Raw genomic sequence first — 17,078 nt, forward strand, 5'->3', positions numbered from 1 at the left:
CGGATCCCGGCCTTTGCGCGGCGGGAGAGTTTGCTTCTTGCGACCGCAAGACTATCTCTCCGTGATGGCCTCCCCCGAAATCGAAGCCCTGACCCAGGCGCTCTCGCGCCTCCCCGGCCTCGGCCCGCGTTCGGCCCGTCGTGCGGTGCTCCATCTGCTCAAGAAGCGCGAGACCGCGCTCGATCCGTTGCTCTCGGCGCTCGACGCGGTCAGCCGCGGGCTCAGCACTTGCGGCGCTTGTGGAAATGTCGATACCAGCGACCCCTGCGCGGTGTGCGCCGATCCGCGCCGCGATGCCCGGTCGCTTTGCGTGGTCGAGGAAGTCGCCGATCTCTGGGCGCTTGATCGCTCGCGGCTGTTTCCCGGCAAGTTTCACGTGCTCGGTGGCCGGCTTTCCGCGCTCGAGGGCGTTCGGCCCGAGGATCTGCGCATCGACAGCCTCGTCCGCCGCGTCGCGGCAGGCGGGATCGACGAAGTCGTCCTCGCGATGAACGCTACGCTCGATGGCCAGACCACCGCGCATTACCTCGCCGAGCGGCTCGAATCCTATCCGATTCGCCTTACCCAGCTCGCCCATGGCCTGCCCGTAGGCGGCGAGCTCGACTATCTCGACGAAGGGACTCTCGCTCAGGCGCTCCGTGCGCGCCGCCCGGTCGCCTGATAAATAGCGCTGCACGCTTGCGACTTTGCGCGCGCCGACTATTTTAGGCCAATGGCCGTCCTACCCATCCTCGAAGTTCCCGATCCGCGCCTTCGCCTGATCTCCACGCCCGTCGAGACGGTGGACGATGCATTGCGCGATCTGGTCGCCGACATGTTCGACACGATGTACGATGCCCCCGGCATCGGCTTGGCCGCGATCCAGGTCGGCGTGCCCAAGCGGGTGATCGTGATGGACCTGCAGGAAGAAGAGGATGAGGAAGGCAAGCCGATCCGCGCCCCGCGCGTCTTCATCAATCCCGAGATCCTCGATCCCGCCGAGGATCAGTCGGTATATACCGAAGGCTGCCTGTCGATCCCCGAGCAGTTCGCCGAGGTCGAGCGCCCGGCGCATTGCCGGGTCAGATGGCTCGATGCGCAAGGTGCAGCGCATGACGAGGCCTTCGAGGGTCTGCTCGCCACCTGCATCCAGCACGAGATGGACCATCTCGAAGGCGTGGTGTTCATCGACCATCTCTCGCGCCTCAAGCGCGACATGATCCTCAAGAAGCTGGCCAAGGCGCGGAAAGCCGCCGCATAAGCACGCCGTCATCCCGGCGAAGGCCGGGACGACGAGTATCTGGTTGCTCCCATCCCCGACGCGGGCTAGGTTCGCCTTCTGTTCCGGGAGGCAAGGTTGGACTCGCTCGCACTCATCCTGACCGTCATTGCGCTGTTCGCCGGCCTGGCGCTCGGCTGGTTCCTCGGTACCCGTGGCGTTGCCGAAGCCCGCGCCGAACGCGATCGTCGCGAAGCGGACTTCAAGGCGGCAATTTCGGATCTCGCAGCGGCGGAGGAACGGGCGGCGGAAATCCCTGGGCTCCGGGCGGAGCTCGCACATATCCGTGACGAGCGCGACCAAGCCCGGCTCCAGCTCACCGAACTCCGCGCAAAGGCAGAAGCCTTCGAAGAGCGACTCAACGAGTTCAAGGGCGCGCGCGAGGCGATGGCCGGCCAGTTCCGCGAACTCGCCACCACGATGCTCGGCGAGACCCAGAAGGCCTTTCTCGAGCGCGCCGAAGCACGCTTCAAGCAATCCGAAGAGGTTGCCGGACAAAACCTCAAGTCGATGCTGCAGCCGGTCAGCGAACGCCTCCAGCGCTACGAGGAGGGTGTCGCCAAGGTCGAGGCCGAGCGGCGCGACGCATTCGGCGAACTCAAGGGCCAGATCGAGCAGATGCGGATCGGCCAGGAGAAGGTCAGCACCGAAGCTGCCAAATTGGTCAATTCGCTGCGCAACGCCCCCAAGTCGCGCGGGCGCTGGGGTGAGCAGCAATTGAAGAACGTGCTCGAAACCTGCGGGCTCTCCGAACACACCGACTTCCAGACCGAAGTGAATACCGCGGGCGAGGATGGCGGCCGGCTGCGCCCCGACGCGATCGTGCGCGTGCCCGGTGGCCGCGCGCTGGTGATCGACGCCAAGGTGTCGCTCAACGCCTATCAGGATGCGTTCGGCGCGGTCGACGATATCGAGCGTTTCGCCGGGCTCAAGGCGCATGCCGATTCGATGCGCGCGCATATCAACGGGCTCGGCAACAAGGCCTATTGGAGCCAGTTCGAGGACGCGCCGGACTATGTGATCATGTTCGTCCCCGGCGAGCATTTCCTCTCGGCGGCCTTGGAGCATGATCCCACGCTATGGGATTTCGCGTTCGACAAGCGGGTTTTGCTCTCGACTCCGACCAATCTGATCGCGATCGCGCGCACCGTCGCCGCGGTGTGGCGGCAGGAGAAGCTCGCCAAGGAGGCCCGCCAGATCGGCGAGCTCGGCAAGGAGTTGTACGACCGACTCGCCAAGGCCCTCGGCGACTTGCGCGTAGTGGGCGGTGGGCTCAACACCGCAGTCAAGAATTTCAACACCTTCGCCAACAGTCTTGAGAACCGGGCATTGGTCAGCGCGCGCAAGCTCAAGGACCTCAACATCGAAACGGGCGCCCGCGAGATCGAGGGCATTCCCCCCATCGAACTGCTCGCCAGCCATGCGGATGAGCCCGAGTCGGAGCGAGAGGTAAAGGCCGCCGAATAAGAATGCCGCGACGCCCCATCCCACCTACCGCCGTCCTGTTTCAAACGGGTCAGGCTGTTGTCCCGTGCCGGCCGTTCAATCTAGATGAAATCGACTCTAGGGCCTGTATTCAGTTAGATATCGAATAGTTAGCGGCTAGGCGGTGGCGCTTCCCTTGGCTTGCGATCCAGGTCTGAATACCTCTTGCAATGTAGGATTTCGTTTGCTGAAAGCGATGCGCTACCGCCCTGCGGCCGCTCTTTGACAATATGGATCCCCACGGAAGCACCATGCACGTCTGGGCAGACCTTTGTGATACCGGGATGGCCGGTCGCCGTTCGGACATGCGCGACACTGTGACCCTGGTCTGACTTTCGCTTCGTCGGATGCGTACGCGGCGGCGCGATCGCCCTCGCGTTGATCGCGAACGGCTTCCTATTGCGCCCTGACCCCAGGGTCGATTCCATATTGATGGAATCGCTGCTTTTCCCGGGCGGTTCAATCTAAGTGAATCAATTCTAGGGGCTTAGCGCCGGCGCTCCGGCGCCAGCACCAGCCGGCTGCCCCCGGTACTGGTCAGCACGAGCTTGCCGGCGCGGTTGCGGCTGACGCTCAGTGGCTCGCCCAGGATCCGCAGCACCGCGCTCTCCTGCACGTTCTCCGCTCGCTGCATGCACGCCATCCGGGTCGAGGCGAGCCGGCCCGCCGTCAGCCGCCCGCGCTCGAAGCGGAAGCTGCCGTTGAAATTGTTGCAACTGGCATTGCCGCTGATCCGATCGCCGCTGAACGTCACGCGCGGCGTGGTGCGCGGCGCAACCGGCCGCCCGCCGATCGACTCGATCCGCCAGCTGCCTTCGAGCAAAGACGCCTGGGCAGGGCGCTCGGACAGGATTTCGCCGCCGCAGCCGCGCAACGTGCGTCCGCCGACATTGATCGTCACGGTATCGTGATAGGTCCGGTCGCTCATGCCGTCGCTGCACTCGACATGGGTGATGTCGACAGTGAGGCGGCGGGTACGGTAATTCTCGCCGTTGAAGCCGATGGTCGGCCGCGGGCGCGCGACGCTGACGACGCGACCGGCTGCCGGCTGGTAGCGGATCGTCGACCCGTCGATCGTCAGCGACCAGAACGGCTCGGTGCCGCTCGCACGATACGGCTGGGCATTCGACTGGGCGGAAGCGGGCAGGGCGGTCAGCATCAGCAATCCGGCGGCGGCGAGTTTGATCACGACTTGGTCTCCTTGGTCATGGCGCTCTGCCGCCCCGCGGCTGAACAATGCATGGCCGTAACGATCGGCTTCCGTTCAGGATGCCCCGCGCGTCCTGCTCAGCACCTCATATGCCATCACGGCTGTCGCGACGGCGGCATTGAGGCTGTCGGCCTTGCCGAGCATCGGAATCTTGACCAGCAGGTCGCACTCGGCGGCCATGAAGTCGGGCATGCCCTGTGCTTCGTTGCCGGTGAGCAGGAACGTCGGCGCGGCATAGGCTGGCGCCTTGTAATCATATTCGGTGTCGAGGCTGAGCCCCACCAATTGTCCCGGGCCCGCGCGGAGCCAGGGTACGAACTCGGCCCAGCTCGCTTTGGCGACGGGCATGGTGAACAGCGCCCCCATGCTCGCCCGAACCGCCTCGACCGAGAAGGGATCGACGCATTCGTCGATCAGGATCAGCCCGCCCGCGCCGACGGCATCGCCGGTGCGCAGGATCGTGCCGAGATTGCCGGGATCGCGCAGCCGTTCGGCGACCAGCCAGATCGGCGACGTGTTCCGGTCGAGATCGTCCAGGCCCAGCGCGAACTCGGGATAGACGCCCACCACCGCACCGGGATTGTCCTTACCCGAAAGCTTGGAGAGGATGTCGGCATTGGTCTCGATTGCCTCGCCGCCCGCTGCCTCGGTCGCCGCGACCAAAGCGAGGACCAGAGGGTGGCTCGCCATGTCCTTGGCGAAAAACAGATATTCGGGCAGCCGCCCGGCCTCGCGCGCCTCGGTCAGGATGCGCAGCCCCTCCGCGAGGAACAGCCCTTCCTCGCGCCGATGCCGCTTTTCGCGCAGCAGCCGGACGCGCTTGATCAGCGGGTTGGAGAAAGCGGTTATCTCGCGGGGCATGGCCCGGCTCAGTCTTCGCCGAAGCGCGCCTCGACGAGCTCCGCCAGCGCCTGCACCGCCTCGTGCGCGCCGTCGCCTTCGGCGCTGATCGTGATGCTGTCGCCCTTGGCGGCGCCCAGCATCATCAGGTCGAGGATCGAAGTACCCGAGGCGCTCGATCCATCCTTCTCGACGGTGAGCTCGACGGGGTGGCTCGACGCGAGCGTGACGAACGCCATGCTCGCGCGGGCGTGCAGGCCGCGTTGGTTCTCGATCAATACGTTACGCGTCGCACGGCTCACGCGGCGGCCTCTCCCAAAACTTCGGATGCGACGGTGATGTATTTGCGCCCCGCGTCGCGCGCGGCGGCAACCGCCTCGGTCACTTTCATCGCCTTGCGCGCGCTTCCCAGCCGGATCAACATCGGCAGGTTGATCCCGGCGATGACTTCGATCCGCCCCGCTTCCATCAACGAGATGGCGAGGTTAGACGGCGTGCCGCCGAACAGGTCGCTGAGCACGATCACCCCGCGGCCTTCGTCGACGCGCGCGATCGCCGCGGCGATGTCGGCGCGGCGGGCTTCCATGTCGTCGTCGGGGCCGATCGAGATCGGTTCGATCCGCTCCTGCTTGCCCACTACATGTTCCATCGCGACCACGAACTCTTCGGCGAGTCGTCCGTGCGTCACGAGCACCAAACCAATCATTTCAAACTCCGCCCCCTGATATGGTCACCGGGGCCCCCTCCAGCGAGTCCTGCGGCGCGGTCTGCAAATCGCGGTGCGTCACCGTGGGCGAAAATCCTTCCTCACGCAACCGCCGCGCCATCCGTTCGGCGACGTGGACCGAGCGGTGGCGCCCCCCCGTACAGCCGAACGCGGCGGTAACATATGCTTTTCCCTCAGCCTGATAGCGGGGCAGCAGCAGCAGCAGCAGCGCCTCGATCTGCGCCATCGCCTGTCCATAAGCGGGATCCTCGGCGATATAGTCCGAGACCTCCACGTCGCGGCCGGTCCCCGGGCGAAGCACTTCCACCCAATGTGGATTGCGCAGGAAGCGCATGTCGAACACCAGATCGGCATCGCGCGGCAGTCCGCGGGCGAAGCCGAAAGAGGTGATCGTCAGCACGGTCTCGCCCATTCCCTCCCCGGCGAAGGTCGAGCGGATCTGCTGCTGCAATTCGTTGGACGAGAAATTGGTGGTGTCGATGAGCCGGTTCGACCAGCGCCGCAGCGGCGTGAGCAATTCGCGCTCGCGTGCGATGCCGTCGCTGGCCGGGCGATCCTGCGCCAGCGGGTGGCGCCGCCGCGTCTCCGAATAGCGCCGCTCGAGCTCCGCGCCGGCGCATTCGAGGAACAAGGTGCCGACCTGATGACCGTCCTGCTCGCTCAGCTTCTTGATGCGCTGGACGATGCTCTCGGCATCGAATCCGCGGGTCTGGGTGCCGATGCCCAACGCGAGCGGGCGCGCGTCGTCGCCATCCGTCCCTTCGCCCGGCGGGGTATCGAGCAAGCGGTGCAGCAGGAGGAGCGGGAGGTTGTCCACCGTCTCCCAGCCGAGATCCTCGAGCGTCCGCAACACAGTCGATTTGCCGGCACCCGAGAGACCAGTGACGAGCAATATCTGTTTGGGTCGTCGCTCGCTCACTGGAGCGCCTGTCTGAGCGCGAGTTCGACCTTGATCGGCGCCGAAGGCTCGAGCGCGGCAAGCGCCAGCACCGGCACGTCGATCCCGGCGATCCGCCGGGTTCGGGGATCTTCCGGAAACCGGGGCGGAGCATCGAGGATGACGATCAGCAGATCCACCGGAGCACGCTCGACATTGGGCATCTCGACAATGCCCAGCCCGCGCACTTCGATCCTTCCCGCAAGCCCCGCCGGCGCGCAGGCGATCAGTCCGCCCTCATGCCGCTGGCAGACGATTTGGCCGTCGGCGACGAGTGCGGCCCCACGGTCGATCAGGCGCAACGCGAGATCGGATTTGCCCTCGCCCGAGCGTCCTTCGATGAGCACTGCGCGCCCGCCGATCGCGACGCAGGCGCCGTGTACGGTCTCCGACGAGACTTCGGGAAGCCGGATTTCGGGCATCAGTCGCGCTCCACCAATGGCAGCCGCACTACGAACCGCGCTCCGCGCAATCGATCCTCGCGTGTTTCCACTGAAATGCTCCCCTGATGGCCTTCGACGATGGTGCGTGCGATGGCAAGACCTAGCCCCGAATGCTGACCAAAGGCTTCACTTTGCGGTCGGACGGAGTGGAATCGGCGGAAAACCGCCTCGCGCGCTTCGTCAGGCACGCCCGGGCCCTCGTCCTCGACTCGCACGACGAGCATCTCGCGGTCGCTCGTCGCGGAGATGGTGACCAAGCCGCCTGCCGGCGAGAAGGACACGGCGTTCTCGATCAGATTCTCGAACACCCGCTCGAGCCGCGCGCCTTCGCCGAGCACCGTGAGCGACGCGCCGGGGCGGCGATCGAACAGGATGCGGATGTCATTTGGCAGGCCGCGCGTCTCGCGTTGCTCGAGCAACGCCGCGATCATCGCGCCGACGTCGATCGGCTCGAAGGTGGCGCGGCTGAGCTGCGCATCGAGGCGCGAGGCGTCCGATATGTCGGTGATCAGCCGGTCGAGCCGGTGGACGTCGTCGCGCACGATTGCGAGCAATTGCTCCTGCAGCGCCGGATCCTTGACCTTGGAGAGACCTTCGACCGCCGACCGGAGCGAGGCGAGGGGGTTCTTGAGTTCGTGCGTCACATCCGCCGCGAAACTCTCGGTGGCGTCGATCCGCGCGCGCAACGCCTGGCTCATGTCCGAGATGGCGCGCGCCAGCAATCCGATCTCGTCGCTGCGCTCGGGCAGGCGCGGCACGATCACCTCGCGCGCACGCCCCAGCCGGACGCGTACCGCCGCCCGCGCCAGCCGCCGCAACGGCCGAACGATCGTCCGCGCCAGGAAAAGCGAAAGCAGGATCGACAGCAGCGAGACGATCGCCACCACCACGCCCAGTCGGAAGCGCTCCAGCCTGACGGTCTGAGTGATGTCGCGCGCGTTGACCGTCGTCATCACCACGCCCAATTGGGTGATCGGTGCCGCCGCAGTGATCACCGGCGTGCGATCTGGCGCGCGCCAGACCGTCGCCGGCGTGCCGTGCGTCTCGCGCGCCGTGCGGACGTCGGGCCAATCGAGCCCGCGATCACGCCGCCGCTCGCGATAGAGCGGGGCACGGTCCGCCCCCGCCACGGTGTCGATCAACGCATCGAGGAAGCGCGCGGTGGTCTGGTTCGGCGGATCCTTGTCGGGGTCGCGCAGCACGAGATTGCGCAGCCCGAGATCGTGGCTGTCGGTGATCAGCTTGCCGCTCTCATCATAGAGCCGCACGCGGGTGCCGGTATCGCGGGCGAGGCTGAGCACGAGCAAGTCACGGCGCTCCGGAGTCGCCGATGCCACTGCCTGTGCGATCAGCCGGACCTCGCCGCGTGCCTGCGCCACCCGGCTGTCGACGATCCGGCTTCGATACGAATCGAGGTAGAAAAAGCCGCTGCCAAGCAAGGCGAGCGCGAAGATGTTGACCGCGAGGATCCTCGGCGTGAGGCTGACGCGGTTCGACCATTTGAGCGCGAGGTCGCGCTCGTTATTCGTCCGAGAAGCGATAACCGGCGCCATACAGCGTTTCGATAGCATCGAACTCGGGATCGACCTGCCGGAATTTGCGCCGCACGCGCTTGATGTGGCTGTCTATGGTGCGGTCGTCGACATAGATGTCGTCCTGATAGGCCGCGTCCATCAGCTGATTGCGTGTCTTGACGATTCCCGGGCGCTGCGCGAGCGTCTCGAGGATCAGGAACTCGGTGACGGTCAGCGTCACGTTGGTGCCGCCCCAGGTGACGCGGTGCCGCGCCGGGTCCATCGTCAGCCGTCCGCGCTCGAGCGCTTCCGCCGGGACCTGCTCGCCACCCTCGGCGCTCGGCTGGGTGGGTTCGGTCCGGCGGAGGATCGCGCGGATGCGGGCGATCAGCAGGCGCTGGCTGAACGGCTTCGAAATATAGTCGTCGGCACCCATCGCCAGCCCGAGCGCCTCATCGAGTTCGTCGTCCTTGCTGGTGAGGAAGATCACCGGGATCGCGCTCTTCTCGCGCAGCCGTCGCAGCAGCTCGAGCCCGTCCATCTTGGGCATCTTGATGTCGAGCACTGCGAGATCGGGGGGGTTCTCGATCAGCGCCTTCAACGCACTCTCGCCGTCCGAATAGACGCGGGTCAGGAAGCCCTCGGTCTGGAGGGCGATCGAGACCGAGGTCAGGATGTTGCGGTCGTCATCGACCAGCGCGATCGTTGCGGTCATGCCGGGGAGCGTGCGTGGCTTTGGAGCATCAGTCACCGGTTAAAGCAAAGTCGTGACCGGCTCAATCTACTGACAACGCTTACCCGGATTGACGCCCTTCGCGCCCGCTGCCTATGCCCGGGCCATTGATAACGCGGCCCCGCCCTCGGGCAGGGGCTTAGCGACCTTGGAGGTTGGATGTCGACCACGCGCACCCCGCGCCACGGTCTCGATGCTCAGGGCATCGCGACCGTGGCGCAGCTATTCTGGAATCTCGAAACCGCACCCTTGGTGGAGCATGCCTTGCGCCGCGGCGAGGGCAGACTCGCCAAGGACGGCCCGCTGGTGGTTTCCACCGGCAAGCATACCGGCCGCTCGGCCAACGACAAGTTCATCGTCCGCGACGCGGAGACCGAGAGCAATGTCTGGTGGAGCAAGACCAACAAGCCGATGACGCCTGAGCATTTTGCTGCGCTCAAGGCGGATTTCCTCGCCGAACTGGCGCAGCGCGACACCCTGTTCGTCCAGGATCTCTACGGCGGCTCGCAGCCCGAGCATCGCGTCAATGTGCGCGTGATCAACGAACTCGCCTGGCACAGCCTGTTTATCCGTACGATGCTGGTGCGGCCGGAAGCGAGCGAACTCGACGGCTTCGCGCCTGAATATACCATCATAGACTTGCCCAGCTTCCGCGCCGACCCCGAGCGCCACGGCGCGCGTAGCGAGACGGTGATCGCGGTAAGCCTCACCGACAAGCTGATCCTGATCGGCGGCACCGCCTATGCCGGCGAGATGAAGAAGGGCGTGTTCGGACTCCTCAACTATCTGCTGCCGCCCCAAAGGGTCATGCCGATGCACTGCTCGGCCAATATTGGCCCGAACGGCGATACTGCGGTGTTCTTCGGCCTGTCGGGCACCGGCAAGACGACGCTCTCCGCTGACGCCAGCCGGACGCTGATCGGCGATGATGAGCATGGCTGGTCGGACACTGCGGTCTTCAATTTCGAAGGCGGCTGCTACGCCAAGATGATCCGCCTTTCGGCCGAGGCCGAGCCTGAGATCTTCGCGACCACGAAACGTTTCGGCACGGTGCTCGAGAATGTCGCGATGGACGGCGAGAGCCGCGAGCTCGATCTCGACGACGCGGCGCTCGCCGAGAACAGCCGCGGCGCCTATCCGATCGATTTCATCCCCAACGCATCCGAGCACAATCTCGGTCCGGTGCCGAAGAACATCATCTTCCTCACCGCCGATGCCTTCGGGATCATGCCGCCGATCGCCAAGCTCACCCCCGACCAGGCAATGTATCATTTCCTCTCGGGCTATACCGCCAAGGTCGCGGGCACTGAAATCGGCGTCACCGAGCCTGAAGCGACCTTTTCGACCTGCTTCGGCGCCGCGTTCATGCCGCGCCACCCCTCCGAATATGGCAATTTGCTCAAGGAGCGGATCGCCAGGGGCGGAGTCGATTGCTGGCTGGTCAATACCGGCTGGGCAGGGGGGATGGCCACCGATCCCGGCATCGAGCGAATGCCGATCAGGCTGACCCGCGCATTGCTCAACGCCGCGCTTGATGGCAGCCTCAGCGATGCCGTATTTCGAGTGGATCCGAATTTCGGCTTCAACGTGCCAGTTGCAGTGAGCGGCGTCGACTCGACGGTGCTCGATCCGCGCGCGCGCTGGGCCAACAAGGCACAGTATGACGCGACCGCCGCGAAGCTGGTCGACTTGTTCAACGCGAACTTCGCCCAGTTCACAGCGCATGTCGACGAAGGCGTGCGTCAATCGGCGCCGCGTGCGCCGTTGCCTGCCTGAATGGGATCATGTGCTCCTGCGAAAGCAGGAGCCCAGAGCGGTAGGCTTTTCGGTTGTGATTATGGGCTCCTGCTTTCGCAGAAGCACGGTGACAAGTTATTGGATGACCGACTTCTCACCCCGCCTGTTCGCCACCGACGCCGAGGTTGTGCGCCTCGGCGAAGGGCTGCTCGCATGCCGCCTCGCCAAGGAGGACTGGACCCACGAGGCGCACCTCGCTGCCTGTCTCTATCTGCTCGCTGAACGGCCCGACCTGGACGTGGATGCGGAGATCGCCGGGTTGATATCCCGCTTCAACGAAAGCGTCGGCGGCGTGAACGACGATGCGGGCGGCTATCACGACACCATTACGCGCATTTATGTCGCCGGCGTCCGCCTCTTTCTCCGCTGCAATCCGCCGGGGGGACTTGCCGAACGTGTCAACGCGCTGCTCGTCTCGCCGACCGGCCACCGCGACTGGCCGCTCGGCTTCTACAGCCGCGAGCGGCTATTCTCGGTGCCCGCGCGCCTCGGCTTCGTGCATCCCGACCGTGCACCCTTCCCCGAGGCGTGCTAGTTTCGCCGGAAGTGGCACCACGCGCAGGAGGCGATCATGAGCATTCTCGACGGCATTCTCGGCCAAGTCACTCAGAACGTGGATATCGCCAACCTTGCAAAAAAGGTCGGCCTCTCGCCAGAGCAAGTCGAATCGGCAGTGCAGGCGCTCGCCAAATTCCATCCCACGGACGGCGACACCGCCGAAGGCGCTGCTTCCGCCACCGGGCTACCGGTGGACAAGATCCGCGAGATCATCGGCCATATCGGCGGTGAGGGCTCGCTCGGCCGGTTCGCGCAGCTGCTCGAGGGCGAAGGGACGCTCGGCAAGCTCGGCGGCCTTGCTTCGGGGCTGTTCGGCAAGAGCTGATGGCCGCGCCAGGCCGGCGACATTCTCGCGCCGATCGGGTCCCTGCGTCGTGGTCCGCTCTATAAGGAGGAAGACCAAGCGGGGATCCCAAGTGAAGTTCATCTCTTTGAAGGCGATCAACGGCGAGCCGATCCTCATCAACGTGACCGCGGTCCGCACGGTTTCGTCGATCGACCTCGCCGGCGTCGAAATGGGCGTCATCGGCTTCGACAAGACTCATGAAGTCGTCGTCGGCTCGACCGTGGCCGAAGTCATCGAGGCGATTGCAGGCGTTGCGGGCCTCAACTGAGGTCCTCGTGGCCGATTGAGGTTTGCAGTCAGGGCTGCGCGCCGCCTGCGACGATGTCGTGATGCTCGACATGAATCGGCCGCTCGAGCAGATAGCGATCGTCGTCCGGATAATAGCGCGCGATGCTGATATCCGCCCCCGCGAAGCCGCGGATATCGTCGAGGCTATGCCACCAGCTCAGCGTCGTCACTTCGGTAGTGCCGTCGCCCAGATCGCGGAACAGCATTTGAAAACCCAGATTGCCCGGCGTCGACGTATAATCGGTGCCGCCGGTCGCAGCGATATAGTCGCGATAGGCATTCCGCTCTTGGGTGCGGATCACCCCGCGCCAGCGCCGCAGGATCATGCTTTCCGCGCCGCGATATGCCGGTCGACGACGCGCCCGAGCACGGTCATCGGGACGTTGCCGCCGAGCACCACGGCGTCGTTGAACGCCTTGAAGTCGTAGCGAGGACCCAGAGCGGCCTTGGCGCGGTCGCGCAACCGGTTGATTTCGCTGTGGCCGACCTTGTAGCCGCATGCCTGCCCCGGCCAGGAACAATAGCGGTCGACTTCGCCCGAGACTTCCTGCTCCGACGAGCCATTGGCCTGGACGAACCAGTCGATCGCCTGCTTGCGCGTCCAGCGCTTTGCGTGGAGCCCGGTGTCGACCACCAGGCGGCACGCGCGAAAGCCGAGCGACTGGAGATAGCCGAGCTTCTCGGCTGGATTGTCGGCATAGACACCCAGTTCGTCGGCGAGCTGCTCGGCGTAGAGCGCCCAGCCCTCGGAATAGGCGTTGAATTGTAGAAGGCTGCGAACAAGCGGCAGCTTGAAGGTATATTCGCCCTGCCAGACATGGCCGGGGATCGCCTCGTGATAGGCGAGATCGGGGAGGCTGAAACGGGTGTGCAGGCTGGTGGAGCGCAGATTGATCCAGAACTTGCCCGGAATCGTCCCGTCGATCGAACCCGGTCCGCCGTAAGCGCCCGGTGCACCCGGCTCTTCCTCGGGCGGCAGGCGGCGCACTTCGACATTGCCCTTCACCAGCGTGTCGAACGCCTGCGGCATCCGCGACCGGATGTCGGTGATGCGGGTGTTGAGGAACTTCAGGATCTCGGCCCGGCCCGTGTCGCCCTCGGCAAAGGTGAAGCGCGGGTCCTTGGCAAGCGCCTCCATCCGCGCGCCGACGCTGCCCTGGCTATAGCCCTCCTTCTTCAGGATCGTGTTCATCTCGGCCTGGATCGCGGCGAGCTGGTCGAGGCCCATCTGGTGAACCTCTTGCGGGCTCATCCGGGTCGTGGTGCCCGCGTGCAGCGCCCAGGCATAATACGCGTCGCCGTCCTTGAACTTCCACACCCCCGCATCGGATGTGGCGCGGGCGCGTTGGCGCTCGAGCTCGGCGAGCTGGCGGTCGAGCGCGGGGGCGATCTTGTCGTTGGCGAGCATCCAGGCGCTGTTGCCGAAATCGCCTTCCATCCCCGCGCTGCGATTGGCGAGCGAGGTCACCAGCCCCCAGCCGGCGGTGTTGCCGCCGCGCGCGAGCTTCAATTGCTCGAGCGCCTTGTCGAGCAGGAAGTCCGGCGCGATCACGCCTTGGCTATCGGCGATCTTCAGCCGCTCGGTCTCGCCGTCGAGCTGATCGGCATAGGATTCGAGCCGGTCGAGATAGGCTTCGGCATCCTCGGGCGTGTTCACCTGATGATCGGTGTCGAGCATCCGCGGCACGTCGAGATACGCGCCGACATTCTGGACGACGACATAGGGCGTGTTGCGCCAGCTGCCGACCGCGACATCGCCATAGGGGAAGGCAAAGCCTTCGAGCGCGGTCGAATAGGAGGCCTGGACCACTTCGACATCGGTGCGCGTCAGCGGGCTGAGCGTTGCCATGTCGAGCTTGCCGAGATCGGCCAATGTCTGGCGGAGATGCGCCGCGATCTTGCCCTGGCCTTCGGGCGAGCGATCGGCGAGCTGATGCTTGAGTTGCGCGCGGGCGTCTTTGTCGATCCCCAGCGAGGTCGCGGTCTCGGGATAGAGCGTAAGGAACGTCTCGGCGGTGCGCGTCAGCAATGCCTCGGCCTGCGCGTCGCCATCTGCGAACAGCGCATTCGCCGCACGCGGCAGCGCGGTGGTGGCAAGGGCTCCGGCGGTGCCGAGCAGAAGCTGGCGGCGCGTGGTACGCATGGTCACTCCCTGGAAGTCAGGCGGTTACGGGTTCGACGGTGAGCGAGGTCCCGATCGCGCCGACGATCCGGACATGCGTGCCGACGGGTGCGTCCGGGCCCGAGGCGAGCCATTCGCCGTCGCCGACGCGGACCTTGCCCTTGCCCGCCGAGATCGGCTCGACCACGGTCACCACTTCGCCGATCAGCCGCGCGACGCGATCGTTGAGTAGCGGATCGGCGCTCGGCACCGGGTTGTTGATATACCAGCGCCGCCCGAGCGCCACCGCGGCCGAAGCGGCGACGACGAACACCGCAACCTGGAAGGTCAGCGCAAAGTCCGGGATGATCAGCGTCACCACCCCGGTCACTGCCGCGCCCGCCGCGACGAAGACGAGAAAGATCCCCGGCACTAGCAATTCGGTGATCGCGAGCACCGCCGCGAGGATCAGCCAAGAGAGCCCGGGGGTGGCAAGCAAGGCGGCCATGGCTCAGCCCTCCTGGGTGCCGAAGGGCGTGGGACGGGCGCGCGGCGATGCCGGCGCCGGCGGGGCCGGGGGGCGGGGACCGGCGCCGCCGATCGCTTCGCGTGCCAGTTCGCCGATGCCGCCCAGCGTGCCCATCAGCTGGGTCGCTTCGACCGGGAACAGGATCGTCTTGGCGTTGGGCGAGGTCGCGAACTTGCCGATCGCCTCGACATATTTCTGCGCGATGAAATAGTTGATCGCCTGGGTGCTGCCGCTTTCGATCGCCTCGGAAACCGTGCGTGTCGCTACCGCCTCGGCCTCGGCCGAACGCTCGCGCCCCTCGGCATCGCGGAACGCGGCCTCGCGGCGGCCCTCGGCCTCGAGGACCTGCGCGGCCTTTTGCCCCTCGGCGCGCAGGATCTCGGAGGCGCGCGATCCCTCGGCCTCGAGGATGTTGGCGCGCTTCTCGCGCTCGGCCTTCATCTGGCGGCCCATCGCATTGACGATGTCGGCCGGCGGGCGGATGTCCTTGATCTCGACGCGGGTGATCTTGACGCCCCATGGAGTGGTCGCGTGGTCGACGACGTTGAGCAGGCGGGCATTGATCTCGTCGCGCTTGGACAGTGTCTCGTCGAGGTCCATCGAGCCCATCACGGTGCGGAGGTTGGTCGTGGTGAGCTGGAGCAATGCGACGTAGAGGTCCGAAACTTCGTACGCAGCCTTGGCGGCATCGAGGACCTGGAAGAACACGACCCCGTCGGTCGAGATCATCGCATTGTCCTTGGTGATGATTTCCTGGCCCGGAATGTCGATCACCTGCTCCATCATGTTCACCTTGCGGCCGACGCGATAGAAGAAGGCGGGGTAGAAATTGAGGCCCGGGGAGGCGACCGCGGTGAAGCGCCCGAAATATTCGATCGTATATTGATAGCCCTGGGTGACGATCTTCACGCTCGAAAACAGGTAGAGCAGCACCACCGCCACCACGACGACCAGAAATACGTTCAGCACGTCCATTATCCCGACTCCCCTCGCATTTCGCTCGCCTTGCTAGCATAGAGTCGGGCCATGACCACAGCCCGACTGGCGCCGCGCACTGCGCTGTTCCTGCCCGCCTCCAATCCGCGCGCGATCGCCAAGGCGCGCACCCTCGACGCCGACATGGTGATCCTCGACCTCGAGGACGCCGTGCGCGAAGACGCCAAGGCCATGGCGCGAGCGGCGGCGGTGGCTGCCGCGGCCGAGGGCTTCGGCCGCGGGCTGTGCGCAATCCGGATCAACGCGACCGAGTCCGGCGAGCACGCCGCCGACCTCACCGCCGTGGCCGAGTCGATGTGCGATTTCGTCGTCGTCCCCAAGGCCGAGACTGCCGAGCAAGCAGCCGCGGTCGCCGCGGTGGGCAAGCCGTTGCTCGCGATGATCGAGACTCCACGCGGCGTGCTCGCCGCCGCAGGCATCGCGGCGGTGCCAGGCGTGGCCGGGCTGCTGGCCGGGGCCAACGATCTGCGCGCGACGCTCGGCATCCCGGCGGGCGCCGGGCGCGAGGGGCTCGCGCTGGCGCTCCAGACGATCGTGCTTGCCGCGCGGGCGAGCCGGATCTGGGCGATCGACGGCGTGTTCAACGCGCTCGACGATCCCGAGGGGCTTGCCGCGGAATGCCGCCACGGCCGCGCGCTCGGCTTCGACGGCAAGTCGCTGATCCATCCCGATCAGATTCAGATTGCCGCGCAGGCGTTCGGACCGAGCGATGACGAACTGGTCGATGCGGCGGCGCTGATCGCCGCCGCTACCGGCGGCGCCGAGCGCTTCGGAAACCGCATGATCGAAGCGATGCACGTCGCGCAGGCGCGCGCGCTGCTCAAGCGTTACCAGCGCTAAGGCTCCGGGATTTCCCTGCGATGTCCCGGCGCGCCGGCGACGCTAAGTGCCGCCACCAACCCATTTTTCCAGAGTGAGACCATGTCCGAACTCCATGATCTGCACGCGCAGTTGCTGCAAATGCTGGACGAACTGGAGGAACTGACAAAGCGGCCGTCGCCTGACGAGGCGGCGCTCGCGAGCGTGCGCTATCGGCTGACGCGCACCAGTAGTGCGCGGCGACGGCTGGTCGATGCGCTGTGCGTTGAATGCAAGCGGGTGCTTTCGGAGGAGGATGCCGCGTCGCTCTACGCGCTCCACGATACCAACACCGCCGCCATGACGGCATCGTCCGAGCACATCGTCACCTGGAGCCTGCGCGAGATCGTGAAGAACTGGCCGGGTTATTGTCAGGCGTCGCAAGCGCTGCGCGGATCGATGCGCGCGCAGATCGAGGCCGAGAAGGCGGTGCTCTACCGGCATCTGTGAGGCGAGGC

General features: G+C 65.8%; 21 protein-coding genes. 9 read left to right on the plus strand and 12 right to left on the minus strand.

The features are described 5' to 3' along the window. Positions 1-64: 64 nt before the first annotated feature. The 3 genes from recR to E5A73_RS01820 all read left to right on the plus strand — a co-directional run bounded on the left by recR (position 65) and on the right by E5A73_RS01820 (position 2,725). Positions 65-661 (plus strand): recombination mediator RecR, encoded by a 597-nt coding sequence (recR, locus tag E5A73_RS01810; protein WP_135962507.1) that lies wholly within the window; start codon positions 65-67, stop codon positions 659-661. A 51-nt stretch (positions 662-712) separates the two neighbouring features. Next, positions 713-1,240, plus strand: coding sequence for a peptide deformylase (gene def, locus E5A73_RS01815; RefSeq protein ID WP_135962083.1), 528 nt, complete (start codon positions 713-715; stop codon positions 1,238-1,240). A gap of 96 nt (positions 1,241-1,336) precedes the next feature. Continuing rightward, complete coding sequence (locus tag E5A73_RS01820; protein ID WP_135962084.1) at positions 1,337-2,725, plus strand: DNA recombination protein RmuC; 1,389 nt, start codon at positions 1,337-1,339, stop codon at positions 2,723-2,725. A 505-nt stretch (positions 2,726-3,230) separates the two neighbouring features. Here E5A73_RS01820 and E5A73_RS01825 read toward each other — a convergent pair. The 8 genes from E5A73_RS01825 to E5A73_RS01860 form a co-directional block, all read right to left on the minus strand. Beyond that, the gene (locus tag E5A73_RS01825; protein WP_135962085.1) at positions 3,231-3,932 is read right to left on the minus strand and encodes an META domain-containing protein; all 702 of its coding nucleotides are present in this window, start codon (positions 3,930-3,932) and stop codon (positions 3,231-3,233) included. A gap of 75 nt (positions 3,933-4,007) precedes the next feature. Next, positions 4,008-4,814, minus strand: a complete 807-nt coding sequence (locus E5A73_RS01830; protein ID WP_135962086.1) for a TrmH family RNA methyltransferase — start codon at positions 4,812-4,814, stop codon at positions 4,008-4,010. A gap of 8 nt (positions 4,815-4,822) precedes the next feature. Beyond that, positions 4,823-5,095 carry an HPr family phosphocarrier protein gene (locus tag E5A73_RS01835; RefSeq protein ID WP_135962087.1) on the minus strand — a complete coding sequence of 91 codons (273 nt, stop codon included), beginning with the start codon at positions 5,093-5,095 and terminating at the stop codon, positions 4,823-4,825. Then, on the minus strand, positions 5,092-5,499 hold the full coding sequence (locus E5A73_RS01840) for a PTS sugar transporter subunit IIA (protein WP_135962088.1): 408 nt from the start codon (positions 5,497-5,499) through the stop codon (positions 5,092-5,094). The genes E5A73_RS01835 and E5A73_RS01840 overlap by 4 nt, the downstream gene beginning before the upstream one ends. Position 5,500: 1 nt before the next feature. Then, on the minus strand, positions 5,501-6,439 hold the full coding sequence (gene rapZ / locus E5A73_RS01845) for an RNase adapter RapZ (protein WP_135962089.1): 939 nt from the start codon (positions 6,437-6,439) through the stop codon (positions 5,501-5,503). Next, positions 6,436-6,879, minus strand: a complete 444-nt coding sequence (locus E5A73_RS01850) for an HPr kinase/phosphorylase (protein WP_135962090.1) — start codon at positions 6,877-6,879, stop codon at positions 6,436-6,438. Before E5A73_RS01850 ends, rapZ begins: the two co-directional genes overlap by 4 nt. Then, positions 6,879-8,453, minus strand: a complete 1,575-nt coding sequence (locus E5A73_RS01855; protein WP_135962091.1) for a sensor histidine kinase — start codon at positions 8,451-8,453, stop codon at positions 6,879-6,881. Before E5A73_RS01855 ends, E5A73_RS01850 begins: the two co-directional genes overlap by 1 nt. Next, positions 8,422-9,129, minus strand: coding sequence for a response regulator transcription factor (locus tag E5A73_RS01860; RefSeq protein ID WP_135962092.1), 708 nt, complete (start codon positions 9,127-9,129; stop codon positions 8,422-8,424). The genes E5A73_RS01855 and E5A73_RS01860 overlap by 32 nt, the downstream gene beginning before the upstream one ends. A gap of 177 nt (positions 9,130-9,306) precedes the next feature. On the opposite strand from E5A73_RS01860, the gene E5A73_RS01865 reads away from it, so the two are divergent. The 4 genes from E5A73_RS01865 (at position 9,307) to E5A73_RS01880 (ending at position 12,116) form a co-directional block, all read left to right on the plus strand. Next, positions 9,307-10,923: a phosphoenolpyruvate carboxykinase gene (locus E5A73_RS01865; RefSeq protein ID WP_135962093.1), complete on the plus strand. Its 1,617-nt coding sequence runs from the start codon at positions 9,307-9,309 to the stop codon at positions 10,921-10,923. An 88-nt stretch (positions 10,924-11,011) separates the two neighbouring features. Next, positions 11,012-11,479: a hypothetical protein gene (locus E5A73_RS01870; protein ID WP_338112842.1), complete on the plus strand. Its 468-nt coding sequence runs from the start codon at positions 11,012-11,014 to the stop codon at positions 11,477-11,479. Between the two features lie 36 nt (positions 11,480-11,515). After that, positions 11,516-11,827: a hypothetical protein gene (locus E5A73_RS01875; protein ID WP_135962095.1), complete on the plus strand. Its 312-nt coding sequence runs from the start codon at positions 11,516-11,518 to the stop codon at positions 11,825-11,827. 91 nt (positions 11,828-11,918) lie between these two features. Continuing rightward, positions 11,919-12,116 carry a hypothetical protein gene (locus E5A73_RS01880; protein ID WP_240699969.1) on the plus strand — a complete coding sequence of 66 codons (198 nt, stop codon included), beginning with the start codon at positions 11,919-11,921 and terminating at the stop codon, positions 12,114-12,116. 28 nt (positions 12,117-12,144) lie between these two features. Here the strand turns inward: E5A73_RS01880 and E5A73_RS01885 are convergent, their stop codons facing one another. The 4 genes from E5A73_RS01885 to E5A73_RS01900 are packed head-to-tail and all read right to left on the minus strand — an operon-like array spanning position 12,145 to position 15,741. Next, positions 12,145-12,462 (minus strand): hypothetical protein, encoded by a 318-nt coding sequence (locus E5A73_RS01885; RefSeq protein ID WP_206366355.1) that lies wholly within the window; start codon positions 12,460-12,462, stop codon positions 12,145-12,147. After that, on the minus strand, positions 12,459-14,279 hold the full coding sequence (locus E5A73_RS01890; RefSeq protein ID WP_135962096.1) for a DUF885 domain-containing protein: 1,821 nt from the start codon (positions 14,277-14,279) through the stop codon (positions 12,459-12,461). The genes E5A73_RS01885 and E5A73_RS01890 overlap by 4 nt, the downstream gene beginning before the upstream one ends. 16 nt (positions 14,280-14,295) lie before the next feature. Then, positions 14,296-14,745 carry an NfeD family protein gene (locus E5A73_RS01895; RefSeq protein WP_135962097.1) on the minus strand — a complete coding sequence of 150 codons (450 nt, stop codon included), beginning with the start codon at positions 14,743-14,745 and terminating at the stop codon, positions 14,296-14,298. 3 nt (positions 14,746-14,748) lie between these two features. Continuing rightward, a complete protein-coding gene (locus tag E5A73_RS01900; RefSeq protein ID WP_135962098.1) occupies positions 14,749-15,741 on the minus strand; it encodes an SPFH domain-containing protein in 993 nt (330 codons plus the stop codon). A 51-nt stretch (positions 15,742-15,792) separates the two neighbouring features. Between E5A73_RS01900 and E5A73_RS01905 the strand changes: the two genes are divergently transcribed. Next, positions 15,793-16,602, plus strand: coding sequence for an HpcH/HpaI aldolase/citrate lyase family protein (locus tag E5A73_RS01905; RefSeq protein WP_135962099.1), 810 nt, complete (start codon positions 15,793-15,795; stop codon positions 16,600-16,602). A gap of 81 nt (positions 16,603-16,683) precedes the next feature. Next, positions 16,684-17,070: a hypothetical protein gene (locus tag E5A73_RS01910; RefSeq protein WP_135962100.1), complete on the plus strand. Its 387-nt coding sequence runs from the start codon at positions 16,684-16,686 to the stop codon at positions 17,068-17,070. The last annotated feature ends 8 nt before the right edge of the window (positions 17,071-17,078 follow it).

Source organism: Sphingomonas gei (assembly GCF_004792685.1).
Taxonomy (GTDB): domain Bacteria; phylum Pseudomonadota; class Alphaproteobacteria; order Sphingomonadales; family Sphingomonadaceae; genus Sphingomonas; species Sphingomonas gei.